The organism is Microvirga sp. HS2, assembly GCF_055792805.1.
On sequence record NZ_JBVVAJ010000004.1, the window covers coordinates 102,906 to 126,116 of the forward strand.

A 23,211-nucleotide genomic window follows, 5' to 3' on the forward strand; every position below is an offset into this window, starting at 1 on the left:
ACTCTACTGCGTCTTCGGCGCGGCGTTGGCTTCACCTTGCCAATGACCTTGCTTCTTCAACGTATCCGCCACCTCGCGGGGCATGTAATTCTCGTCGTGCTTGGCGAGCACGGAATCGGCGCGGAACAGGGTGGCGCTCTCCAGAACGCCTTCGGCCACGATGCCCTGCCCTTCCCGGAATAGGTCGGGCAGCAGCCCCTTATAGCGGACCTGGATCGCGCCCTGCGCATCCATCACCTCGAAGGTGATCTGCTGGTCGGCCCCGCGCTGCACGGACCCTTCCTTCACGAGCCCTCCCAAGCGGAGGCGGGTGCCGGGCTGTACGTTCTTGGCCTGAATGTCGGCCGGCGAATTGAAGAACACGATCGTGTCGTTCATCGCGTAAAGCACCAGACCGAGGGCGATCGCCAGGATACCTCCCGCGAATCCGATCAGGGTCAGGCGTCTCTGCTTTCTGGTCATGGTCCTGCGTCAGTCAGTTTCATTTCGCGCGCCATCGCGTCGATGGTCTTCAACCCGGCCTCGTCCTGCGCCAGGGCCTTCCGGGCCCGGTCGGCCGCGGCCTTGGCCTTGTCGCGCTGCCCGAGAACCGCATAGGAACGGATCAGGCGCGCCCATTCGTCGGCAGACCCGCCCTGGGCCTCGAGACGCTCGGCCAGGCCCGACACCATGCGGGCGATGTCCTCGGCTCCGATCCGGGGCGCGTCTCCCGCCGCTTCCGCGGCAGGCGGCTGCTCACCGCCGAGATTGGCCAGACGCTGCCGGACGACGCCGACCCACGGGGCGCCTTCCGGCGAGGAGGCGATAAGCGCGCCGTAAGCCTGCTTGGCTTTCTCGACCTGCCCGTCCTGCTCGGCCGCGACGGCCAGATAGAACCGCGCCTTTGGCGAGGCTTTGTCCAATTTCACCGCCTGCTCGAAAACCTTCTGGGCGTCGGCCGAGACGAGTCCGTCATTGGCGAGCACCATGGTCTCTCCGACATTGGACAGCCGCTCCGCGCTCGGGCCGAGATAGCGCACCGCGGATTCGTAAGCCCTGACAGCATCACTGATCCGCCCCATGCGGATATAGACCGGAGCCACCACCTCCCAGCCGCGTCCGTCCTCTGGATTCTTGGCCAGATGCGCCTCGATCTGGGCGACGGCGGCCATGAGATCGAGGCGTTCGCCCTGCGCCCGAACCTCCTGCCGCTCCGGCGGATGGGTCATGAGGTGCGGCGATCCATAGGCCCCGTAGAGGACGAGCGCCATGATCGGAATCACGGACAGAGCCAGTGTCGACGCGGCCCGGCGACGGCGCAGGGCGGGCTCGCCCAGAGCCGCGAAAACGTCCGCATCCGCCATGCCGGTCGCACGCAGAAGCCGGCGTCCGGCCTCGGCCTTGGCCGCCTCGGCCTCGCTCGGAAGAAGCGCTCCGCGCTCGCGGTCCCGCTCGATTTCGGCGATCTGCTCGCGGTAGAATTGGGTGTCCGGGTCCACCTGTCGCGCGGCGAGCGCCTTGTGGCGCGAGAGCGGCCAAAGCACCGCCATCACGGCAACCGCCGTCATCAGCAAGAGTATGATCCAGATCACCATGAATTCCCAAATACTCCGAGTCCTCGTCAAGCACGACGGTGGCACGGTGTCACGCGTAAAAGTACATAGGGTCAGCCTCTATCCCCCGGGAGCTCGAGCACGCATCGAAGTCCGCCGAGGGGCGCGGCCTCGAGCTTGAGCGAGCCTCGATAGAGCGCAGCGAGATCGCTGACGATGGACAGACCCAGGCCGGATCCGGGTTTCGTTTCGTCGAGGCGGCGGCCGCGCTTGAGGACCTCGGCCCTCGCCGCTTCCGGAAGCCCGGGGCCGTCGTCGTCGATCAGCAGGCGGAAGCGCGGGCGGTCGTCGTCCTCGCGGATGATCTCCATCGAGATCTCTACCTTCCGGGAGGCCCATTTGGCGGCATTGTCGATCAGGTTGCCGGCCATCTCCTCAAGATCCTGCTTCTCGCCCCGGAACCGCAGATCGGGCGGAATCGCCAGTTCGAAGGCCAGGTCTTTGTCGCGATAGATCTTGGCGAAGGTCCGCGCGAGGCCTGCGATCACCGGCTCCACTTCGGTCAGCGTTCCCAAGGTGCCGGCGAGGGCTGCGGCCCGGGCGCGGTCCAGATAGTAATTGACCTGATCGCGCATCAGGGCCGCCTGCTCGCGCACCCGGGCGGCGACTTCGTCCGGCGCGTTCTCCGCCTCGTTCATGATGATGCTGAGCGGCGTCTTGAGCGCGTGAGCCAGATTGCCGACCTGAGTGCGGGCGCGCTCCAGGATCTCCCGATTCGTGTCGAGCAACAGGTTCAGCTCGCTCGCGAGCGGCGAAATATCCCGGGGATATTCACCGGCGATTCGCTCAGCCTCCCCACGGCGAATGGCCCCGAGGGCGCTGCGGAGATTGGCGAGCGGCCGCAGGCCGAAGCGGATCTGCAGGAGCGTGGAGAAGCCGAGCGCCAGACCGAGCAGCGCGAAGGTGATCGTCAGCGCGAACAGGAAGTCGCGGACGCTCATGTCGATTTCATCCGCCGGCCCCGCCACGCGAATGATGTAGCGGCCGTCCTCGCCCAGATCGATGTCCCGCTCGACGATGCGCAGATTGCGCTCGTCCGGCGCCTTGCCGTAGCCGCGGCGGATCTGTCCGAACCGGTCGTCGGGGCTGATGGTGAGGCTCGGGATCTGGCCGCCGAACAGGGATTTGGACGAGCGGATTTCGCCCGGCTTGGCGTTGGGCCGCGCCACCTGCCAGTACCAGCCGGACAGGGGCAGCTCGAAACGCGGATCGCCGATCGGGCCGAGGTCGCGGTCGGGATCGCCCGGAGCCACCAGGTTGGAGGCCAGGGTATTGGCGTAGACGAGAAGGCGCTGGTCGAAGGCCCGCTCCGTGTTGTCGCGGTAGAGCGCCTGCAGGATGAGCCCCGCGACGAGGAGGATCGCGAAGCTCCAGAAGACGGAGGAGACCGCAAGCCGGACGGCGATCGGCCGACTCGCGAAGCGGTTCAGGATCGGGCGAAAGCCGCTCACGATTTCGTGTGGGTCTGGCTCGCGTCGAGGAGATAGCCCAGGCCGCGGACGGTCTGGATGATATCCACGCCGAGCTTCTTGCGCAGGCGGCCGATGAAGACTTCGATGGTGTTCGAGTCGCGGTCGAAGTCCTGATCGTAGAGATGCTCCGTCAGCTCGCCGCGCGAGACGATGCGCCCCGTATGGTGCATCAGGTAGGACAGGAGCCGGTATTCGTGCGAGGTCAGCTTCACGGGGTTGCCGTCCACCGCCACGCGACCCGAGCGGGTGTCGAGCTTGACCGGGCCGCAGGCGATCTCGCTCGTGGCGTGGCCCGTGGCCCGGCGCAGCAGGGCGCGGACGCGGGCCAGCAGCTCCTCCATGTGGAACGGCTTGGTCACGTAATCGTCGGCCCCGGCGTCGAAGCCCTGGACCTTGTCGCTCCAGCGGTCGCGGGCGGTCAGGATGATGACGGGGGTCTTCCGGCCGTCCCGGCGCCAGGCCGTGAGGACGGACACGCCGTCCACCTTCGGCAGGCCCAGGTCGAGGATGATGGCGTCGTAAGGCTCGGTTTCCCCGAGGAATTGCCCCTCCTCGCCGTCGAATGCCGTATCGACCGCGTATCCCGCCTGTTCGAGAGCGGTCACGATCTGTTTATTGAGGATCTTGTCGTCCTCGACAACGAGAAGGCGCACGTTTCGAGCTTTCTTTTCACTGGACCGATTTGACCCGCCCGGACGAGCCGTCGATCGTCACTTGAACGATACGACCGTCCTTTTGCAAGGCCATGATCACATAAACCAGGGTGTCGCTGCTTCGGCAGAGGCTTGCCCGCACCACGTCCGCGTTGGGAACCTGGCGGCGGGCCGTCATGACGGCGGAGGCAGGCGCGACGACGCCCTTGGAAGCCACGGCCTCCTGCATTTCCCGGGGCGGCAGGCAGTTATTGAGAGCCGAGGTCGCGCTTTGCGCGGACGCAGCCCCCACCATTCCCCACACCGCGATGACCAGCCAAACCAGACGCATGCCGCCTTATGCCTTTGCAGCACTGAATGAATTCTGAATGCTAAAGAGCATCGGATCGCCGGGCGGACCCCCGAAGGAGCCGCCCGGCGCGACAGTCTAGCTCGCAATTCTGCGGGTGGCCAGAATCCGGAAAATCGTGGAGGCTACGAAGCTCGCCGCCGCGACGAACTGGAACAGGGCCTCCTGGAAGGCGCTGCCGTTGAGATCGGAGGCGTCGAAGCCGAACAGGCCGAGGATCACGGCGGCAAGGCCGATCAGGTTGGCCCAGACCGTGCGGCTCGACAAAAGGGATTTCGTATCCAGCATGTGCGGATGTCCTTGTTGGAGATGGGATGAAGATGCGAGCCGGATCGCCTCCCGCTCGACGGTGAGAACCCGCCTGCGCCACCCGCGCCCGAAGACGGGCCAAGTGACGAGGCGGGAGAGAAAGGCGAGGCGCTCGCGGGTCAGCCTGCGGATCGCCTCGGCGGAACCGGTTCTTCGGGCGGCGTCCAGCGTGACCGGGCCGATCAGCCCGTCGGCCTCGACGCCGAGCGCCGCCTGCAGGAGCATGACCGCGCGATGCGGGCCCGAATGGACGGCAAGATCCAAGAGCGCGAGATCGAGCCCTGGCGGGAGCTCATCGGCGTGGATCGCGTCCCAGTAGAAGCGGCGGCAGATGGCCGCCGCCTCCTCCTTCGTGAGATTGCGGACGTCCTCGACCGAGACCGGATGGCCTCTCGCCCGGGACAGCGTTTCGAGGGTGATCCCGAAATTCGTGGCCCCGCCGGGATCTTTGGGATGATGAGAGAAACCGCCCTCGTGCCGCAGGACGAGAGCCAGGGCGCGCTCGAAGGCCGTTGAAAAAGCCGCCATCGGGAGCGTTCAGAGCTCCGCCTGCAGGGCCAGGACGGCCCCGTTGCCGATATACAGGTTGCCGACGGCGCCGGCCGAGCCGGAGAAGGTGGTCGTGGCCTGCAGCCTCAGCACCACCGCCGCGGGGCCAGCCGGCCCGATGGTCATGATGTTCACCCCTCCCGTCGTCGTCACCCAGGCCAGGTTGCTGTTGCTGTAGAAAGAGATCTGGTTGCCCGAAGGCACGCTGCCGACCCAGGCGGCGCCGCTCGTGACCAACCCCGGACTGGCGCGCATGGGGGTGGGAAGGATCACGGGAATGTCGATGAAGCTCGTCGAAAGCCTTTGGCCGAAAGCCCCCAGGATCAGGGGCGACGAGCCGCTGGCGGGCATGGGCTGGTAATAGCGCCGGCAGAGAGCCTCTTCCCTGTCGAGCGGCTCCCCGGCCCAGGGCGTCGCGAAGGAGCCGATCTCCAGCTTCACGTTCCTGAAGGAGCACGCGGAAGCGGGATTGAGCCGGATTGTCACATGCCCCGTCTCGGCCGGGTCGAGCGTGACCGTCGCGGAGCGGCGGCCCGACCCGGCGGGAATCGTCGCCGCTTTCGATCCGATCAGGACCGGCAGCGGGCTGGAGGGATTTTCCACCGACAGGGTCAGGACCGCTCCGGCGAGGCTGGCGCTTCCAGCAAGAGCGGCGGCATGGGCCACATCGACGACCTGATCGAGGGCTCCGGTCAGGGTGACGGTTCCGTCCGCCGCCCGCGTGAGCGTGCAGCCACCAGGGCCTCCCTTCCAGCGGTCGAAGCCGTAGACGCCTTCAGCGAGAGCGCCGCCGGAGAACCCGCGCTGGTTCACGCGCAGCGAGGAATTGATGAGCAGGTTGGCGCGCGGCAGGTTGGACAATCCCTGGGGGAACGTCGCCACGCCCGTCCCGCCGTCGAGGAGCAAGGCATCGATCCATGCCGCACCGTCGGGCGAGACGCGGATGCTGAAATCATCATTGCCGATGAGCCCCGTCTCCGCCCGGCCGCTGAATCCGCGCTGATAGAGCTGCGAGAGGACATTGGCCGCGCCCGCCTTGTTGAGGACGAAGCGCAGATCGCCCGTCCCGCCCTCCTCCGTGCTCAAGGCCGAGAACAGGGCCGCGTTGAGCTTCGCCGAGAGGCGGTTCAGGTCGTCGGGCGTCGCTCCGATGCCGAGGCGGTCCAGATTGTCGAAGATCCGGCAATAATGGCCGAGGTCGCGCCACTGCCCGCCGTCGAAGACGACGAGGGCGTCCTCCGCCTCGACATAGGCGCGCCAGCCGGAACGCGGCGCGAAGAAGCGCCACGCTCCGAGATCGAAGAGAGCGATCGCGCCCTCGTGGCCGGCGAAGGCTCCCGTCCCGCCGGATCCGACGAGATAGCGGTCTCCTTCGTCCGGCGCGGCCGGAGGCGCCGCGCGCTCCCGCTCCTTCACGGAGAGATGGACGAGCGCGTCGAGCGACGACAGGGCTTCGTTGTGGGTGACATGCTTTTGCGCCTGCGCCGCGGCGAGCAGCGGCAGAGCCAGATGAGGCGTCGAGGTCATTGCGTGATGGGCCGTGAAATGAATGTGTGAAAAGTGTCGTGATGGGATGCGGGGTCCTGGATGGGCGCAACGCGTTCCCTCCCCCTTGTGGGGAGGGATTAAGGGTGGGGGTGTTGGCGCCAGACCTTGATAGGCTATCGCTTACACCCCCACCTCCACCTCCTCCCCACAAGGGGGAGGAGAGTTCGAGCAGAGCCCCCTACCGAACAGGCAGTGTGACGCTCGTCTCGAAGCCCCTGCCCGCGACGGCGCTCACTTGTGCGATCCGGAGGCGGAGCGCCGGTTGCGGAGCGCCGAAATCGACCATCTCCTGTTCTGTCGAATAGAGAACCGAGGCTTGGTCGCTCGTAAGCGTGCGAACGACGTTGCCTGCTCTCAGGATATCGATTTCGTAGCGTTCGAAATCCTCCGCGAGCGGAACGTCGACAGCCTCCCAGCCATCGCCGTTGCGCCGTGTCCGCCGGACCCACGCGATGTGCACGCCGTCCGCTTCGCGGTGGAGCGACGCGTGCACCGGGCTCATGGGCTTCAGGGCCTCGCGCCCGACGGTTGCGATGATCTCGACCATGGCCGGATCCGCGTGATCGCGCCCGGAAGGCCCGGCCCTGTAGCGCCAGGTCTGTCCGAGATCGGAGAGATCGGTCGACAACGGGGCAACCGCTTCGTCGAGGCGCACGACGAGCGCCCCTTCCGGCACGGTGCGTCCGGCCTCCGGCTCGGTTCCGGCGAGCCCGCGCAGAAGGCGCGAGAGACGATAGTTTCGCTCACCCGTCATCTCGGCGCGGGAAGCCGCGAGAATCTCCCACCGTCCATCGGTTCCCTGAATGGCGAAGAGATTGCCGCCCGCCAGCGTCGCCTCGTCGTCGAGAGAACTGATGGCTCCGGAGGAGATCTCGATGTCGAGCACGGCCTTGGGATCCCAGCGCCAGAGCGGCCCTGCGGGAAGCGCACTCCTGGTTCGCCCGATAACGGCGGGAAGGGTGACGATCCGGTACGGCGTGAAGCTCGCCCCATTGCCCGAGCGCCAGACGGTCACCGCGCCGGGCCATGGAGCGGCGGCAACGGCGATGAATTGCAAGGGCTCGGGATCGCCGAGGGTCGCGGGCAGATCGAGGATGACGACCTGCGGCTTGCCGGGTATTGGCGGCGGCCGGCGCGGCGGCTTGCCGATCGAGGAGCCCGGCTTCTCGAACACGGCGGGCTCCACGGCCCGCGTGCTCACCTTGCGGGTCGCTCCGTCGGCGATCCGCACGACGCGATGAAGCTTCGGGCCCGCCTCGGTGGGAAGGGAGATCACGTCCCCCGGCTCGATGTCGATGCGACGCGGCGAAAGTTCGAACTCCGCCCCTTCCCGTCCCGCCCACAGATCCTGCAGCCAGGAATCGGCGAGGCGTTGCGCCTCTGCGCGCCGCATGATGACCGCACAATCGGCGCGGGCTTCCCGGCGGCTCGATCCGGACAGGCGGCGCGAGGCCACGGCGGCGCGGCGATAATCCACATCGCTGTCCGTGTAGCCGATCTCCACCTGCTGCGGCAGCTCCGTTTCCTGGGAGCGCGTGAGCTTGAGCGCGGGCTCGTTTTCCATCATCACAAGGTCGTCCTTCGCCAGGGTGATGACCGAGCGCCCGCCGCGTCCTTTCCAGGCGATCCTGCCGCCGCTCGCGACGGCATCGACGCCGAACAGGCGCAGGAGCGGTTCGAGCGCGCCGCGCGCCGACATGGGCCGGTCGACCACATAGCCGTCGACGAAGCCGTCGACCGGGAGCGCGCCGGGATCGGCAAAACCGAAATCCTTGAGGATGGACGCGATCAGGCGGTCGAGCGGCGCTCCCTCGATCCGGCCCGTGATCCAGTGTCCGGTGTCCCAGTTGGGGCCGTCGCTCCAGACCGTGTCGTAATCGGGAAAGGCGGGGAAAGGCCGCGCATCCCATGCCCAGACGAAAGCGCTCTCCGGATCGACCATGCGCCCGCTGTAAAGCGACGAGACGGGGTTAGACGCGGAGGAGAAGCCCCGCTGGGCCGGATCGAACCGGGAGAGGATCGCTTCCAGGGCGCGCGCCTGGGCGAGATCGTCGCGCAGGCCCCGAGAGAACGGAGGATAGGCGGATTCGGAGGATTTCGGATCGGGAAAGACGTTCGGCCCGTTGGGTCCCTTGTCGACGGCGGGTATCCCGATCTCGGTCAGCCAGATCGGCTTCGATTGCGGCACCCATTCGGTCGCGGCGATTTCCCGTCCGTCGGATCGCTCCACATGCGGGCTCGACCACCAGGACACGAGATCCTTCTGCCGGAACATCCAGGGCTTGTCATAGGCGCCGTCTGTGATCGGCGTGCGCCTCTGGGCCGCCCGGTCGGATGCGCTCGCGTAGTACCAGTCGAACGCTTCGCCTGCGCCGAGCCTCCGGCGCAGGTAATCGATGTCGTAGAGGCTTCGCGCCTCGGCGAGATCCGCATGATCGGACGTGTCGCGCCAATCCGAAATCGGCGGGTAATAATCGATCCCGACCGCGTCGATGGCGGGATCGCCGAAGAGCGGATCGAGGGGGAAGCGGACCTCCGCCCCGCCGTCGAGGACATGGGCCCCGTATTCCGTCCAGTCTGCGGCATAAACGAGCTTCGTGCCAGAGCCGACGATGGTGCGCACCTGCGCGGCGAGCGCCTTGAAGCGGGCGACGGCGGGATAGTTCCCGGGCGCGGAGCGCACGCGCGTGAGCCCCACGAATTCGCTGCCGAGGATGAACCCGTCCACGCCGCCGGCGTCGCGGGCGAGTTCGGCGTAATGCAGGATGAAGGCCTCATACCCGCGCGAGCCCGTGAACCATTGCGCGATCTGCGTGGATGCCGCGCTCGTTCCGTCGACGGTGCCGGGTCGTCCGGGAGCGGGATGGCACGTGATGCGCCCTCTCCAGGGATAGGGTGGCTGACCCGTGCCGCCGTAAGGATCGGGCAACGCGTTCCCCGCCGCGATGTCCATCATCACGAAGGGATAGAGCACGACCTCCAGGCCTCGCTCCCTGAGGTTCTGGATCAAGCGCCTGACGGAGGCGTCCGACGGCGTTCCGCCATAGGCGGGCGCGCCATTGGACCGTGACACGGCGTTGGCATTGTCGCGCGTCAGGCCCGCCACCGACCAGGAATCGCCGTCCGTGGTCTTCGTGGTGGCGTCCACGCGCGGCTCGATGAGGCAGGCATCCGCCCTCAGATCCGTGCCGAACCAGCTGACGACCAAGGAGACGCGCCTGAGGTTCGGGCACAAAGCCTCCAGTGCATCGAGGGAAGCGAGCACGTCGCTCCCACGCCGCAGCTGGTGCCGGTTCTCGGGGACAGTCCTGCCGAGATCGAGCACCTGCGTGACGGGAAGCGGATCGTAGCCGAACTCGCTCGCGCCGGGGATCAGGCAGACGGCGCGGATCATCCGGTTGAGGCCATCCACCGGCCGCACCACCTCGAAGGAGAATTGCGGCACGCGATTGCCGAAATCCTCCAGCGGCAGGCGCTCGAACACCACATAGGCGAGGCCACGATAGGCGGGCGCAAAGTCGGCGCCCTCCTTCGCCACGATGAGCGGATCCGCGCTCTGCGTCTCAGATCCGCGATGCACGCGCATGGTGATCGTGGACAGGTCGATCTCGCGGCCGTCCGCCCATACGCGGCGGACGAAAGCGACGGGCCCTTCGCAGAGGCCGATCGCGAGATTGGCGAAATACGAATAGGTGGTCGTGACCGTCTTCGGCCCGCCCATGCCCTTGCCGCCCCGGGTGCCGGAGCGGTCGACATTGGTGTTCACCACCTCTTCGAGCCGCGTCGCCCAGATGAGCTGGCCGCCGATCCGCGCGCGGCCATAGACCCGTGGGATCGCGGCGCCCTCCGTCGAGGTGAGGCCATCGATCTCCTTGAGGCGCGGCCCTTCCACATGCCTGGCGTCGTTTCCGCCGAACAGCGCATTGTCGATGGCGGCCCCGGCGAGGCCGCCGAGCGCGCGGCCCGCCATCGCGCCGAGGGGGCCTGCGACCATGCCGCCCACGACGGAGCCGACGGTCTGAAGAACGAGTGTGGCCATGGTCAGGATTCCGGAAATCGAAAGGCAAAAGCGAGATGACGCCGCCACCAGGGCGCGAAGGCGACTTCCGCCACCGAGGCCCCGTCATGGGCGTGGATCATGGTGTCGGCGGAGGTCGCGATGGCGCAGTGCTTGGCAGGCAGCGCATCGCGCCAGCGGAAGAGCAGCACGTCGCCGGGCGCGAAGGCCTTGACATCGATCTCGACGAGGTGACGGCGCGCCGCCGCAACGAGCGTATCGTGGCCCGCCTCCGCCCAATCGGGCGAGTAAGGCGGCGGCAGCTCGGGCTCCGTCCCCAGCACGCCGCGCCAGACGCCGCGCAGCAGGCCGAGGCAATCGCAGCCGATCCCCTTGAGAGACGCCTGGTGGCGATAGGGCGTGCCGATCCAGGACCGCGCTTCGGCGATGACGCGCGAGGAGAGAGGCGCTGTCACTTGAACAGGCTCCCGCCGTCGAGGCCGGGTTCGCCCTGCTGCGGCATGCGGATGATGAAGTCGTTGCCGGGCATGTGCGGAAAGCCGCGGAAATTCGCGACGTTGTCGAACCTCCTGCGGCACATGGAATGGGTCTTGTCGCAGCCCGCCGTGACGCGGAACGTGTCGCCCACTTTGATGGCCTGAGGCGCGCGCTGCCAGAGATTGAACTCGTCGGTTCCGCTGATGGCGCGATGAACCTTGATCTCGACGGAGAGGCCCGCATTGTCGCCTCCCGTCCAGGTGAGCTTGCCGCCCGTGCACCATCCGTCCGCGAAGCCGATGCCCGATGCGACGACTCCGAGGAACCCATCGGTGCGCGTGACGGTCCCCGTGCCGGAATAGGTGGACGACGAAAGGTCCACGCCGCACTTCGCATCGCCCAGATCGGCCGAGCAGGTGGCGCGGAACAGCCGCCCGCGCTCCTCGTCGTAGCGGTGCATGAGCCCCCGCACCTCGGCGACGAAGCTGCCGTCCGCGCGCCTGATCTCGCCGATCGAGCCGATGTCGAGAAGCAGGCGCTCGGCGACATTGCTCCAGTTCACGAGCCAGGTTTCCACGCTCGCATCGTCGTAGAGGCCCGAAGAGATATCGTCCTCGGTGATGCCTGCGGACATGAGCGCGCCCGCGACCTCTCCGCCGCCGACCGCGAAGCCGAGCTCGGCCGACGCCTCCGCCGCCTCCAGGCCCGTTCGCGCGGCGAAGACGGTTCCGCCGAAGGCGAGGTCGCGGTCGTGATCGGTGAAGCCGAAGCTCCTGCCGTCGCGCCGGAGAAGCTTCCAGCAATGGCAAAGACTCGTCGCCCCCTCCGCCAGATGGGCGGCGAGGTTGGAAGGAATGCTGCGCATGATGGTCCTCAGGTGAATAGCGGAGGGATTGCGCGGTTCGCCCCGACGTCATGGCCGGGCTCGTCCCGGCCATCCCGATGCCGAGAGGCGCTGCGCCTGATGCGATCGAGATCCCCGGCACAAGGCCGGGAATGACGAGGTGGAGCGATCTACGGAACGATCTCGATCAGCGGAATCTGCGGAATGGCGCCCGCCTCGAAGGCGGAGAGATCGATGTCGAGTTCGTCCGTGTCGAAGCGCACGGGCACGTCGAAGCTGAAGCCTGCCGTGATCGCCGAATCCGCCGGCGGGGCCGAGGCGAAGGTCACGATTCCGGTGGTGGGATCGCAGGTGAAGGCGGAGCCAGCCTCCTGCTCGATGCCGTCGAGGGCGACCCGCACCGTTGAGGCGACAGGCTTGGCGATGGTTCGCACATAGGGCGAGAAGGACGAGCCGTAGGTTTTGACGAGCTGGAAATCCCGCGTCGCCCCGTTTCCGGTGCCGATCCGCTGATCGAGGCTCGTCGGCTCCCACGAAGGCGGGCCCGAGCGCCAGTCCGTGCGGTCCCGGAAGCGGAAACCATAGAGCCTGCCGCGCCGCTCCTCGAAGAACGCGATGACCGCATGCAGCGCATCGACGGTTCTGACCCCGAGCCCCGCATCGTAGCGGCGGCGCGAGGAAGCCCAGCGGCTGTTGCGGTGCTCCCGCCCGGAGGCGAGCGTGACGATGTCGGTCCGCCGCACGGGCCCTCCCCGGCTGCCCAGGCCGATGTCGAGGGGAAAGCGGACCTCGTGAAAATCGGATGCCATGATCCATCCTCGTGACGATGAAACGAAAAAAGAGGGGGTGGCGTTGTCGTCCGACAGGACAACGAGACAAGGAGACGGCAGGCGATGAGCAATGCTCCCAACGATCTCACCGAGGATTTCCCCGACAAGGCCGACCGGATTCACCAGCTGAAGACGAGCAACAATCGCTTTTCGCGGCTCTATGACGAGTACAACGAGCTGAACCGCACCATCCACCGCATCGAGACCCGGGTGGAACCGAAGCCGGAAGAAGTCGAGGAAGAGCTCAAGCGTCGCCGCCTGCAGATCAAGGACGAGATCATGGCGATGCTCGACAACGAGAACGCCTGAGAACCGACCTCTACATCCCGCGCTGGCCCCGGGCGACGGCCCGCGCCAGCGCGGCGGAGACCTGCGCTTCCGAGCGGCGGAAGCTCTCCGCGTCGGGCGTCGCGATATTGACCGTGATCGCGGTGGGGCGCCCTGCCCCGCCGGAGCGCACGCCGAGCTTGCCGTCCGGACCGCGCGCCAGCGGCATCACGGCCTCGGCTCCCTTCTCCCCCATGAGTCCAAGACCGCGCCCCATCGGGAAATAGGTGGGCGCGCCGACGACGCCCCCTTGCGCGAACGGCATCACCATCCCGCGCGAGAACACGCCGCCTTTGGCGAAAGGCGCGGCGGGGGCAGCGCCTCCCCCGCCGAAGAGGGAGCCGAACACAGATGAAAGACCTCCCGCTAAACCTTGCCCCGCGCCGGAAAGGTCGCGACCGAGAGGCAATGATTTATTGAAAAGCCCCCCAAACAAGGTTTGCAGACCTTGCGACAACCCCATCTGCAAAGGCGCAAGCGCGAGACGCAACCCTGTTTCCACAAGAGACTCGCCCATCTTCTTCAGCACGTTGTCGAATTTCTTGCCCTCGGCGATGTTCTTTGCAAAAGCATTGGATAAAGTTTCGCTAAACTTGTCGGAGAGACCGATGAGCGTATTGAGCTGTCGTTTCGTCTGCTCTCCCTTGTCCAACATGATGTTCAAGGCAAGATTTTGTTTCTCATTATCAGGCATTGGAATAAGAGCCCTGACTTTATGTAAGAATGCTGGATTTTTAATGTTGACGGCGTGCCTCATATCGGCGTGCGCAAGCTCCAACACGAAAGATGAACTGCCCTACACTTCAGACGTAAAATACAACAGAGCACTTGATGGATGCTACGCTGAAGCAATAAAAATGATATACTCAGCCCCGCCTAGAAGTGCGGCTGCTTATGGAGCAAAAATATTTTTTGCACACTGCATGAAGGCGAAGGGTTACTAAGGCAAAGGATCATCACCGTTGACGAATCCGTGATTGGGATTTCCGCCCTTTGCAGCGAGGAGGCGGCTCAAGCGGTTGCAGGACAGCCCGCCTCGCGGGCAAAGGATGAGCTGCGAGAAGACCTTGAGGTTGAATGCGCCAAGAGGAAGGGTGCTGTCTTCCAACCTCTTTAGAATCGTCCCGCTCTCCTTCGATCATTGACGCCGCTTAATCCGGGAACGTCTCCATCATCCGCCTGATATCGGCGCTGACCGCCGGTTCCGTGCGCCGTCCGCCGCTCATGCCCTCCCAAGCCGCGAACAATTCGCGCGGGGTCACGCGCCAGAACTGATCGGGGCTCCACCGCAGAACGCTCAAACCCAGCATCATCGCGTCTTCCCACGGGAAAACCTGCGGCTCGCTCAAGCGCCCTGCGGTTGCGGAGGGTTTGCAGGAGCAGTCTCCGCGCCGAACGTGACGACGAGCAGATCGGCGATGGCCGACGCCACCGGTTCGATGCCGTCCAGGAGCGGCAGGCCCGCCACGTCCGCATCGCTCACATCATGACCGCCGCCGCGCAGGGCGACAGACAGCAATCGCAACAGATCGCGGCTCGACAAGCGCCCCGTGCCGAAGCGCTCACCGAGAGCCATGAGATCCTCGACGCCGAAAGCGTCTTCCAGCTCGGCCAATGCGCCGAGCGTGAGGCAGAGGGTGTAGCGTGCGTCGCCGAGCTGCAGCGCGACTTCGCCGCGTCTTCTGTTCGCCATGGTGTTTTCTCCGATGATCGTGTCGCTCCTTCTCCCGTCATGGCCGGACCCGATCCGGCCATCCCCGTCTTCAGGAACCGCAGCGCCATGAAGACGTGGATCCCCGGCTCAAGGCCGGGGATGACGGGAAGAAGGGGATGACGGCCGCTACAGCGCCACGAAGGTGAGCGCGCCGGCGGATTCGAAGGCCATCTCGAAGGTGACCTCGCCCGCATGATCGCCACGATAATCGAGGCTGGTGATCTGGAACGGCCCTTCGATGCGCCCGAAATCGGGAACGATGATCTGATAGGCGAGGATGTCGCCGTCGAAGAACACCTGGCGCATGCGCGCATCCGAGGCCTCGTCCTTGAACACGCCGGATCCGGAGATCGCGGCGCGACGCACGCCGACGCCAGCGAGAAGCTCGCGCCAGCGCCCGGCGGATTCCGCATGGGTGACATCGACGGTCTCGGCATTGAACGAAACCTGGCGGGTGCGAAGCCCTGCGACGGTCACGAAGCCCGTTCCGCCGTCGCTGATCTTGATGAGCAGATCCTTGCCCTTCTGAGCAGGCATGAAGACGTCCTTTCGAAAGATCGGGAAAGAAAAGAGGCGAGAGCTCCCCTGTCATGGCCGGGCTTGTCCCGGCCATCTCGACCCGTGAAGCGCGGAGCTTCATGCCATCGGGATCACCGGCACGAGGCCGGTGATGACATGGAGGAGACGGCCAAAGACTCACGCGCGCTCGGTGACAGCGCGCAAATGAAGGGTGATGCGCGAGAGCCGCGTGTCGTTGTCCCGGCCGGACGCGATCTCCGTCACGCGCAGATTGACGAGCCGGTGCCCGTCGAGGACCAGCGGCGCATCGTCGAGAAATGCGGCGAAACGCTCGGCCGATTCCACTCCGGCGCGGGCGCTGCCGCGCTCCGACCAGATCACGACGGCAAGATCCTGCTCGTGCCCGCGATCCGTGTCCGTCGACCAGTCCCGCGCCGTCACGTCGCCGAACACGGCATAGAGGGGCTCCTCGTTCCGGGGTGGCTCGTCGTAAAGGCGCAATGTCCCGCCCATGAGGGAAATCAGCGCCGCATCGGCCGCGGCGATCTCCAGGATGGCGCGACGGAGCGCCAGGATCGGGCTCGTCACGGCTTGATCTCCTCGACGAGGCAGACGAGATCGCGCCGCGAGCCGTCCGGGTCCGAGGCTGCGCGGATGGCGAAGCGCCGGAGACCCGAACTCAGGCGCATGGCGCCGGTCACGCCGTCGCGGTAGCGGAGGGTGATCCTGTGGGTGAGACTCTGCTCGGGCCTGTCGGCGCGGATGCGCTCCGAACCGGAGAGCATCTCCATCGCGCCCCAGAGCTGCGGTCCGGGCCGGTAGGAGCGGAGGACGCCGCCGAATCCGTCGGGCCTCTCGAGCGGCACTTCGAGAACGAACCGGCGCGACCGCGCGCCGATGGGCAATGACTTGGTTTTCATGGAAATCTCGAGAAATGAACCGTCTAGGAGCAAGCCGCTCTCAATCTGGAGAGGTTGGCCCGTAAAGCGCGGTAAGCGCGACCTAACTCTCCTCCCCCACAAGCCTCGGGCTTGCGCGGCTATCCAGCGTGATGCTGGAAACCCTCCTCCCCCTTGTGGGGAGGAGTTGGAGGTGGGGGTGTCGGCGCTGAACTGGACCAGCCTAGCGCTCACACCCCCACCCTGACCCTCCCCACAAGGGGGAGGGAAACACGCGCTACACATTTTAGGGTCCAGACTTTCAGGGTGAGGCTCAGGTCGTTGTGTCTGAGACACTAAAGACGCGCCCTCTGGAACGGCGCCACGAGCGCCATGGCGTCCGGCGGCAGCGCCTGCACGCCCGCCACGTCGCCCCGGTTCTCGAACCAATGGGCGACGAGAATCCGGATCGCGAGCCTCAAGGGCTCGGGAACGGCTTCGGGAGTCGCGCCGTAGCCGGCGCGCAGCGCGATCTCGATGCCGTTTCGCGCCCTCCCCGGCTCGGGCGCACCGGACACGCTCATGCGGGGCGGATCGCTCGCGGCGTCCCATGCAATGGATTCGGCGGGAAGCTCCGTTGCCGCGCCCGCCGCGTCGAGAATCCTGACGCCATCCACGGCGAGGAGCGGCGAGAGCGGCAGCAGGATCGTCCCGTCTTTCGGCCAGCGATCCATCACGATGCGCCAGCGCTGCTCGACGAGGAGACGCCGGGAGGCTGCTTCCACCATCAGCCGTGCCGCCTTGATCAGGCCCAGCACGAGATCGTCCTGCCCATCGTCGTCGAGGCGGAGATAGGCCTTCATCTCGGACAATGGTATGGGCTCGACGGCGGGGCCTTCCACGAATATCGGGATCATCGCAACAGGAATCCTTCCATGATGAAACGTCTAATCACGCTCTCTCTCGCCCTGTCGCTCGCGGCGACCGGAGCGAAGGCCATCGTCGGCGGCGCGGAGGACGCAGGTCCCCTCGCCAGCCGGAGCGTGATGGTGTTGAGTTCGAACGGGGGCGTCTGCAGCGCGGTCGTGGTGGCGCGCGACGTGGTGCTCACCGCCGCCCATTGCGTGACGGGCGCGGACGAGCACCGGGTTCATTTCCGAGACGTGGCGGGCGAGCCGGTGCTAATCCCGCTCGCCGCGAAGGCCGTGCATCCGGGCTACAAAGCGAAAGCCATCGAGACCCGGCAGCGCTCCATTGACTTGGCGCTCGTGCGCATCCCTGAGGCTCTGCCTGAGCGCTTCGCGCAGGCCACGCTCACGGCGGCTCCGCCCGCCAAGGACGAAACCGTCGTCGTCGGCGGCTATGGCCTCGCCCGGGAGGGCGACGCGAAGACGACCGGGACGTTCCGGACGGCCTCCTTGAGGGTCACGGAACCCTACGGCCCCAGCAAAATCCTGCTCTGGTCGCAAGGGTCGGGCGCCATGGGCGCCTGCCAGGGCGATTCCGGCGGGCCTATGGCCTCGGGCACGGCCGTCGCGGCGATCACGTCCTGGTCATCGCCCGCGCGCGGCAAGACTTGCGGCGGCATCACGCAGGGCATTCTCCTCGGTCCGCAGAAGGACTGGATCGACCGCACGATGAAGGCCTGGAACCGCGCGGCATCGTGGTCCGGAGAATAGCGCGTCGCGTGGGCCGGCGGTTCGCGCCAGTCATGCCGCCCCACCTTCGTCATCCCCGGCCTTGTGCCGGGGATCCCCGTCTTGATGGCGCTGCGGTTCCCAAGACGTGGGTGGCCGGATCAAGTCCGGCCATGACGGGAAAGTGGCATGACGAGCGGGAGAAGCATCGTCCCGAAGGACAAGTCCGCATTTCACGCCGGACGCTCTAATCGCTGGATATTTCAACCGCGATGGAACTATCCTCTCGCGACAGGCCTTCCCCTCCATTGCGATTCTTCCCCATATTCAGATGCGCGCGCTTTCATTCCTCGCTTTCACGGCATTGACGTTCTTCACGGGCACCGCGCAGGCTGTCCTGCTGGGCGCGACATCACGGGATCCCAACGGCTTGCGACGCTCCGTCGTGTCCATCGAGAACTCCTCGGGCGAGCTCTGCTCCGGCGCCCTCATCGGCCCGGGCCTCGTCCTCACGGCGGCTCATTGCGTGACCGACACGGCGTCCTACCGGGTCATCGGGGTCAACAGGGCCTTCAAGCCGCAGCGCGTCGGCGTCACCGCACTGGCCGTTCACCCGAGCTTCGTCACCGGCACGACCCCGCGCACGCAGCCCGGCGTCGATCTGGCGATCCTGCGCCTCGACCGACCGCTCGGCACCGATTTTCTGCCGCTCGACCCGACCCTTGCGGGCCGGATCGATGTCGGCGACATGGTGACAATCGCCGGCTTCGGCGTCTCGAAGGAGGGCCGCAAGAATACGGCGCGCGTTCTGCGGCAGGCCAATCTCGTCTCACTCGGCCCCATCAAGGTCGCCAACCGCGTCCTGATCGTGGCCGACCGGGAGCGGCTCGCCGAGACGAGCGGCGCAGGCGCGTGCCGGGGTGATTCCGGCGGCCCGATCCTGGCCGCGACGCAGAGCAGCTACCAGCTCCACGGCATCGTGAGCTGGTCGAGCGGCGCGTTGCGCACCCGCAGCCCCAGCGCCTGCGGAGGGCTGACCGCGGTCACGCCCATCGCCGAGCATCTCGGATGGATCCGGCAGGCGGTCGGCAGCCTCACGCCCCCAGATGCGGCGTGGGCGAGACGCTGATCCCGACGGCGAATGTTCCCTCCAGGATCTCGGGAACACCCGACTTGCCGTCTCAGAATAAAGCGCGTGTTTCCCTCCCCCTTGTGGGGAGGGATTAAGGGTGGGGGTGTGAGCGCTAGGCTGGTCCAGTTCAGCGCCCACACCCCCACCTCCAACTCCTCCCCACAAGGGGGAGGAGGGCTTCAAGCGTCTCACGCCATCAACTCTGCAAAGCCCGTTGCTCTCACGCCGCGAATTTCAGCAGCTTGATCGCGGCGTAATCCTGCACGCCGCCGCCCACGCGCTTGGTGGTGTAGAACAGCACGTAAGGCTTTGCGGAATACGGATCGCGCAGGACGCGGATGCCGGCGCGATCGACGATCAGGTAACCGCGCTTGAAATCGCCGAACGCGATGGCGCAGGACCCGGCCGCGATATCCGGCATGTCCTCCGCTTCCACGACGGGAAAGCCCATCAGGGTCGCGGATTGGCCGAGGCTCGCGGGCGGCGCCCAGAGATACTGGCCGTTCGCGTCCTTGAACTTGCGGATGGCGCTCTGCGTCTTGCGGTTCATGACGAAGGACGCGTTCTGGCGGTAACCCGCCTTGAGGGCATAGACCAATTCCACCAGCACGTCGGAGGGGTTCGAGGACGGGAACGCCGCGCCGCCGGTGTGGATCGCACCGAGCGTGCCCCATTCCCAGAGCTCGTCCTCCACGATGTCGGAAGCGAGAAAGCCCTTCGGCTTGTTGACCCCGTCGCCGCTCACGAACGCCGCGCCCTCCTGCTCGGCGAAGGCGGTCTCGACCTCCTCCGCGATCCAGCGGTCGATATCGACCACCGCATCGTCGAGGAGCGTCTGGGTGGCCGCCGGCATGGCGTAGAGCTCCATGGCCGGAAAGCTCATTTCGGAAAGGCTCGGACCCGCCGTCTGCGGCCGCGCGGCGGTCTCGCCCACCCAGCCGGTCGCCGGGCCCGTGGTGGAGAAGGCGCGCTTGTACTGCCCACCGGAGATCACGCGCACCGACGAGATCGCGCGGATCGGCGAGATCGCCGAGAGGCGGCGCAGCACGTCCGTCTCGACCGTGTCGGGAACGAGATAGCCGCCGTCGGGACCGGAGCCCGAGGACAGCGCCTTCTCCTCGAGCCGTTTCAGGCCGCCGGCCTCGCCGGAGCGCATATAGGCGTGAAAGGCCGCCTTGTGCTCGGTCTGAGCCGGATCGCGCGGCGCATCAGCGCCCCGTCCCAGCGGCGGGCGGGAGCGGTCGAGGGCGAGTCGGTCGATCCGGCGCTTGGCGTCGTCGAGAGCCGTGTCGATGCGGGTGAGCTTTTCCTCCGTCACCACATCGCTCGACAGGCGCGTCTCGATCTCGGAAAGGCGCGTGTCGTTGGTCTCCTTGAAGGCCTCGAAGGCGCGGGCGAAATCTTCGAAAGCCGACGTGACGTCGTCGGACATCGCTTTGGTTTCAACAACAGGAATCATATCAATCCAGAGGTTTTGAAAAGGGGTTGGCTTCAACGAAAAAGGCCCGCCGATCGGCGGGCCTGGCATTCCCCGGATGGGGAAATCGGTTAGTGATGATGGCGGTAGTGGCGATGGCGGGTGGTGCGTCGGGTGCTGGCCTGCACCTGGTGCGTGACGGTCGGGCCAGCGGCGGCGCCGATCGCTCCGCCGACGAGCGCGCCGGGCGGACCGGCCACCGCGCCGACGCCCGCGCCGACCGCCGCGCCGCCGACACGCTCTTCCGTGGTGGTGCAGGCTGCGGCCGCAAGGCCGATCAGAACGACGAATGCGAGCTTCTTCATGAAAAACCTCCCGAGACAGCGGACGGCATCACGGGCCAAACCCGCAGCGCCCGCAGCGTCCGCATCCCTGCGGGCTTGCGGGTAACGCACATCTCCAGCCAAGGTTCAGGAAAATAATCGAGCGGCGGCGGCTCGAATGGATGAGGGCAGGCTCGTGCGCGCCTCCTTCACGGTTTCCACTCGCGCGCCGGGCAGCATCGGAAAGGTCACGACGGAGATCTCCCACAGATCGAGCTTTTCGAGACGCCGCAGGCCGGTCGGCCGCTCCGCCCGCGCCCGCTCCACGCGAAAGCCGATGGACAGGCCGTCCACCGCTCCGTCGCGCATGAGCGCGTGGATGTCCCGCGCGCGCTCGACGGCGAGGTTGAGCCGGCCGCGCACGCGAAGCCCGCGCCGGTCCTCGACGATCGAGAGCCAACGGCCGATGGGGGTCGCCGGATCGTGCTGCCAGAGCAGCCGGACCGCGGCGGCATCGCGCTTCTTCAGGCTCTCCGAGAATGCGCCGGGCATCACGACGTCCTTGCCGAGATCGGCGACGCCGAACAGGCTGGCATAACCCTCGAACACTCCGTCCGAATCCACCGCGCTTGGGCGCTCCGCGAGAAACTTCATCTCCCGTGTGGTGGGAATGGCCGCCTGGTTCATGCCCGCGCTCCGCGGGGAGGCTTCTGGCGCCTGGCGTCGAGCTTCTCGAGCTGGCGGACGAAGTCGCGGAACACGAGCGATGCGCGGCTCGGCCGAGTTCGCGCGGGAATCGGCTTGCGGGCGGGCCGGGGCAAGGTGCGGGTCATGAAGGATCTCCCGTATGACGGCGGTTGAAGAGGGACAGCTCGCGCACGAACTCGTCGAAGCGGCGGTTGGCCGCGAACAGATCGCGCAGGGTCATGGCGAGCAGCGTGGAGGCCCCGCTCGCCCACACGAACAGGGCCAGATGGGCGAGATCGCCGCGACTGATGATGGCCTCGGTGATCCGGTCGAATGTGTTCATGATTTGTTCTCGTGCAATAAGGCCCCCGATGGCTGAAATTCATTGAATTTTTGGCGAGACTGATGAGCCGGGAAAAGGCCGGGGCGTCCCGTCGTCCCGGGCGCGGCGAGCCGGTCACGGCATGCGGGTCTGCCCCACTCTCCCCGTCATGGCCGGACTTGATCCGGCCATTCCCGTCAGGAAAGTGCCTCGCTTCCCAAGACGGGGATCCCCGGGACAAGCCCGGGGACGACGGCGGAGGGTGTCAGGGCGTTTCTCTTCACTCGTCATGGCCGTGCTTGCCACGGCCATCCACGTCTTGGAAACGCAGCCCTGAGGAAGACGTGGATCCCCGGATCACGTCCGGGGATGACGATTGTGCGCCTTCGCGGTCGCGGGCCCCGACCTCTGCCCATAGCCCACCGCCTCGCGCTTCTCGTCGTCGGTCAGGAACGACGCGGACGAGACACGGCGCCAGAGGCTTTCGCGCTCGTCCGCCAGGGCCTCGACGGCGTCGAGATCGGGTTCGAGCCGAAGCGCCTCGCCGAAGCCGGGCGCGAGCCATTGCGCGAAGGCCTCCATGGTGCGCTTCGCGAGCGGGATCACGGTCTGCCGGTAGAAGGCGCGGTTGGCCTCGGCGTAATTGGCATGGGTGCTGTCGCCCGGCAATCCGAGCAGCAGCGGCGGCACGCCGAAGGCGAGCGCGATCTCGCGCGCGGCCGCGGCTTTGGCCTCCACGAAATCCATGTCCTTCGGGGACAGGGACAGGGGCTTCCAGTCGAGCCCGCCTTCCAGCAGCAGCGGGCGGCCCGCGTTGGACGCGCCCTGGTAGTTCGCCTCAAGCTCGCTCTTCAGGCGATCGAACTGCGCGTCGGTGAGCGCGCTGCCTCCGACGACGAGCGCCCCCGAAGGGCGCGCCGCGTTGTCGAGCAGCGCCTTGTTCCAGGCTCCCGCCGCATTGTGGATGTCGAGCGCCGTCGCCGCCGCCTCCATGGGCGACAGCCCGTAATGATCGTCGGACGGATGGAACAGGGTCAGGTGCAGGATGGGCGGCACGGCCTCCCCCTGCCCCATCACAAAACGGACCGTCTCCGAGCCGACGTGGTACTCGTAGGCGCAAGGCCACCCGTCGCCGCCCGGCACCACGCGCATGCGGTCGGGCCTCAGGGCGTAGAGTTCGGCGGGTGCGCCATCCACCCCGACGGCTTCCACATAGGCGTTGCCCGACACCATCAGGTGTCCGTACACGCTCTCCAGAAAACGCTGCCCGCCCTCGCGCGCATTCGGCCGGGCGAGCAGCGCCAGGAGCGGATGGGCCGACAAGTCGCGGCCCTCCTGCTTCAGGGTCAGCGGCAGCGAGGCCGCCGCCTCGGCCACGAGCCGCACTGCGCGGTGCACGATCGCATTCTTCTGAAAGCCCTCGCGGGACAGCGCCGCGTAATCGCGCGGCGTCCAGACGGCGCGGCCCTCGAAATAGAACGCAACGGCCGAATGCGCGCGCGAGGCCTTGGCTTCGGGCGACGCCCGAAACCAGCGGGTTAATGTGGTCAACATAAAGGTCTCCAGAATCGCATAAGAGGGCGCGACGGCGGACGCTTCCTGGGGCGTCAGGAC

Annotated in this window: 27 protein-coding genes; 3 read left to right on the plus strand and 24 right to left on the minus strand. The window is 66.7% G+C overall.

The genetic code is table 11. The annotated features are described in order from the left end of the window. Window positions 1-3: 3 nt before the first annotated feature. The 11 genes from ccmE to ACS5Q0_RS05560 all read right to left on the minus strand — a co-directional run bounded on the left by ccmE (window position 4) and on the right by ACS5Q0_RS05560 (window position 12,620). On the minus strand, window positions 4-462 hold the full coding sequence (gene ccmE / locus ACS5Q0_RS05510; RefSeq protein ID WP_473125604.1) for a cytochrome c maturation protein CcmE: 459 nt from the start codon (window positions 460-462) through the stop codon (window positions 4-6). Then, window positions 459-1,574: a c-type cytochrome biogenesis protein CcmI gene (gene ccmI, locus ACS5Q0_RS05515; RefSeq protein WP_473125605.1), complete on the minus strand. Its 1,116-nt coding sequence runs from the start codon at window positions 1,572-1,574 to the stop codon at window positions 459-461. Before ccmI ends, ccmE begins: the two co-directional genes overlap by 4 nt. A gap of 71 nt (window positions 1,575-1,645) precedes the next feature. Further along, window positions 1,646-3,043 carry an ATP-binding protein gene (locus tag ACS5Q0_RS05520; RefSeq protein WP_473125606.1) on the minus strand — a complete coding sequence of 466 codons (1,398 nt, stop codon included), beginning with the start codon at window positions 3,041-3,043 and terminating at the stop codon, window positions 1,646-1,648. Then, window positions 3,040-3,717, minus strand: a complete 678-nt coding sequence (locus ACS5Q0_RS05525) for a response regulator transcription factor (protein ID WP_473125607.1) — start codon at window positions 3,715-3,717, stop codon at window positions 3,040-3,042. Before ACS5Q0_RS05525 ends, ACS5Q0_RS05520 begins: the two co-directional genes overlap by 4 nt. A gap of 16 nt (window positions 3,718-3,733) precedes the next feature. After that, a complete protein-coding gene (locus tag ACS5Q0_RS05530; protein ID WP_473125608.1) occupies window positions 3,734-4,048 on the minus strand; it encodes a PepSY domain-containing protein in 315 nt (104 codons plus the stop codon). A 96-nt stretch (window positions 4,049-4,144) separates the two neighbouring features. Further along, entirely contained in the window at window positions 4,145-4,903 is a 759-nt protein-coding gene (locus tag ACS5Q0_RS05535) for a glycoside hydrolase family 108 protein (protein WP_473125609.1), read from the minus strand. A 9-nt stretch (window positions 4,904-4,912) separates the two neighbouring features. After that, window positions 4,913-6,451 carry a DUF2793 domain-containing protein gene (locus ACS5Q0_RS05540; protein WP_473125610.1) on the minus strand — a complete coding sequence of 513 codons (1,539 nt, stop codon included), beginning with the start codon at window positions 6,449-6,451 and terminating at the stop codon, window positions 4,913-4,915. A gap of 199 nt (window positions 6,452-6,650) precedes the next feature. Then, a complete protein-coding gene (locus tag ACS5Q0_RS05545; RefSeq protein ID WP_473125611.1) occupies window positions 6,651-10,511 on the minus strand; it encodes a baseplate multidomain protein megatron in 3,861 nt (1,286 codons plus the stop codon). A gap of 2 nt (window positions 10,512-10,513) precedes the next feature. Beyond that, window positions 10,514-10,945, minus strand: coding sequence for an NlpC/P60 family protein (locus ACS5Q0_RS05550; protein ID WP_473125612.1), 432 nt, complete (start codon window positions 10,943-10,945; stop codon window positions 10,514-10,516). After that, window positions 10,942-11,832, minus strand: coding sequence for a DUF2163 domain-containing protein (locus ACS5Q0_RS05555; RefSeq protein WP_473125613.1), 891 nt, complete (start codon window positions 11,830-11,832; stop codon window positions 10,942-10,944). Before ACS5Q0_RS05555 ends, ACS5Q0_RS05550 begins: the two co-directional genes overlap by 4 nt. A 149-nt stretch (window positions 11,833-11,981) precedes the next feature. After that, entirely contained in the window at window positions 11,982-12,620 is a 639-nt protein-coding gene (locus tag ACS5Q0_RS05560) for a phage distal tail protein, Rcc01695 family (RefSeq protein WP_473125614.1), read from the minus strand. Window positions 12,621-12,704: 84 nt separating this feature from the next. Between ACS5Q0_RS05560 and ACS5Q0_RS05565 the strand changes: the two genes are divergently transcribed. Continuing rightward, on the plus strand, window positions 12,705-12,950 hold the full coding sequence (locus ACS5Q0_RS05565; protein WP_473125615.1) for a YdcH family protein: 246 nt from the start codon (window positions 12,705-12,707) through the stop codon (window positions 12,948-12,950). A 10-nt stretch (window positions 12,951-12,960) separates the two neighbouring features. Here ACS5Q0_RS05565 and ACS5Q0_RS05570 read toward each other — a convergent pair whose 3' ends face one another. The 7 genes from ACS5Q0_RS05570 to ACS5Q0_RS05600 all read right to left on the minus strand — a co-directional run bounded on the left by ACS5Q0_RS05570 (window position 12,961) and on the right by ACS5Q0_RS05600 (window position 16,996). Further along, the gene (locus ACS5Q0_RS05570) at window positions 12,961-13,725 is read right to left on the minus strand and encodes a phage tail tape measure protein (RefSeq protein ID WP_473125616.1); all 765 of its coding nucleotides are present in this window, start codon (window positions 13,723-13,725) and stop codon (window positions 12,961-12,963) included. Between the two features lie 394 nt (window positions 13,726-14,119). Beyond that, the gene (locus ACS5Q0_RS05575) at window positions 14,120-14,317 is read right to left on the minus strand and encodes a rcc01693 family protein (RefSeq protein ID WP_473125617.1); all 198 of its coding nucleotides are present in this window, start codon (window positions 14,315-14,317) and stop codon (window positions 14,120-14,122) included. Next, the gene (locus tag ACS5Q0_RS05580; RefSeq protein ID WP_473125618.1) at window positions 14,314-14,661 is read right to left on the minus strand and encodes a gene transfer agent family protein; all 348 of its coding nucleotides are present in this window, start codon (window positions 14,659-14,661) and stop codon (window positions 14,314-14,316) included. The genes ACS5Q0_RS05575 and ACS5Q0_RS05580 overlap by 4 nt, the downstream gene beginning before the upstream one ends. A gap of 147 nt (window positions 14,662-14,808) precedes the next feature. After that, window positions 14,809-15,219 (minus strand): phage major tail protein, TP901-1 family, encoded by a 411-nt coding sequence (locus ACS5Q0_RS05585; protein ID WP_473125619.1) that lies wholly within the window; start codon window positions 15,217-15,219, stop codon window positions 14,809-14,811. A gap of 159 nt (window positions 15,220-15,378) precedes the next feature. Continuing rightward, complete coding sequence (locus ACS5Q0_RS05590; RefSeq protein ID WP_473125620.1) at window positions 15,379-15,789, minus strand: DUF3168 domain-containing protein; 411 nt, start codon at window positions 15,787-15,789, stop codon at window positions 15,379-15,381. Next, the gene (locus ACS5Q0_RS05595) at window positions 15,786-16,121 is read right to left on the minus strand and encodes a phage head closure protein (protein ID WP_473125621.1); all 336 of its coding nucleotides are present in this window, start codon (window positions 16,119-16,121) and stop codon (window positions 15,786-15,788) included. Before ACS5Q0_RS05595 ends, ACS5Q0_RS05590 begins: the two co-directional genes overlap by 4 nt. A 314-nt stretch (window positions 16,122-16,435) precedes the next feature. After that, the gene (locus ACS5Q0_RS05600) at window positions 16,436-16,996 is read right to left on the minus strand and encodes a head-tail connector protein (protein WP_473125622.1); all 561 of its coding nucleotides are present in this window, start codon (window positions 16,994-16,996) and stop codon (window positions 16,436-16,438) included. 18 nt (window positions 16,997-17,014) lie between these two features. Here ACS5Q0_RS05600 and ACS5Q0_RS05605 point away from each other — a divergent pair, with 18 nt between their 5' ends. Together ACS5Q0_RS05605 and ACS5Q0_RS05610 are read left to right on the plus strand one after the other, a co-directional pair. Continuing rightward, a complete protein-coding gene (locus ACS5Q0_RS05605; RefSeq protein WP_473125623.1) occupies window positions 17,015-17,758 on the plus strand; it encodes a S1 family peptidase in 744 nt (247 codons plus the stop codon). Window positions 17,759-18,047: 289 nt separating this feature from the next. Continuing rightward, a complete protein-coding gene (locus tag ACS5Q0_RS05610; protein ID WP_473125624.1) occupies window positions 18,048-18,845 on the plus strand; it encodes a S1 family peptidase in 798 nt (265 codons plus the stop codon). Between the two features lie 223 nt (window positions 18,846-19,068). Here ACS5Q0_RS05610 and ACS5Q0_RS05615 read toward each other — a convergent pair whose 3' ends face one another. The 6 genes from ACS5Q0_RS05615 to ACS5Q0_RS05640 form a co-directional block, all read right to left on the minus strand. After that, window positions 19,069-20,307: a phage major capsid protein gene (locus tag ACS5Q0_RS05615; RefSeq protein ID WP_473125625.1), complete on the minus strand. Its 1,239-nt coding sequence runs from the start codon at window positions 20,305-20,307 to the stop codon at window positions 19,069-19,071. Window positions 20,308-20,396: 89 nt separating this feature from the next. Continuing rightward, on the minus strand, window positions 20,397-20,720 hold the full coding sequence (locus ACS5Q0_RS05620) for a hypothetical protein (protein ID WP_473125626.1): 324 nt from the start codon (window positions 20,718-20,720) through the stop codon (window positions 20,397-20,399). A gap of 15 nt (window positions 20,721-20,735) precedes the next feature. Beyond that, window positions 20,736-21,242: an HK97 family phage prohead protease gene (locus tag ACS5Q0_RS05625; RefSeq protein WP_473125731.1), complete on the minus strand. Its 507-nt coding sequence runs from the start codon at window positions 21,240-21,242 to the stop codon at window positions 20,736-20,738. 29 nt (window positions 21,243-21,271) lie between these two features. Beyond that, window positions 21,272-21,421: a hypothetical protein gene (locus tag ACS5Q0_RS05630; RefSeq protein WP_473125627.1), complete on the minus strand. Its 150-nt coding sequence runs from the start codon at window positions 21,419-21,421 to the stop codon at window positions 21,272-21,274. Further along, window positions 21,418-21,618, minus strand: a complete 201-nt coding sequence (locus tag ACS5Q0_RS05635; RefSeq protein ID WP_473125628.1) for a hypothetical protein — start codon at window positions 21,616-21,618, stop codon at window positions 21,418-21,420. The genes ACS5Q0_RS05630 and ACS5Q0_RS05635 overlap by 4 nt, the downstream gene beginning before the upstream one ends. Before the next feature lie 336 nt (window positions 21,619-21,954). Further along, complete coding sequence (locus ACS5Q0_RS05640) at window positions 21,955-23,151, minus strand: phage portal protein (RefSeq protein ID WP_473125629.1); 1,197 nt, start codon at window positions 23,149-23,151, stop codon at window positions 21,955-21,957. Between the last annotated feature and the right edge of the window lie 60 nt (window positions 23,152-23,211).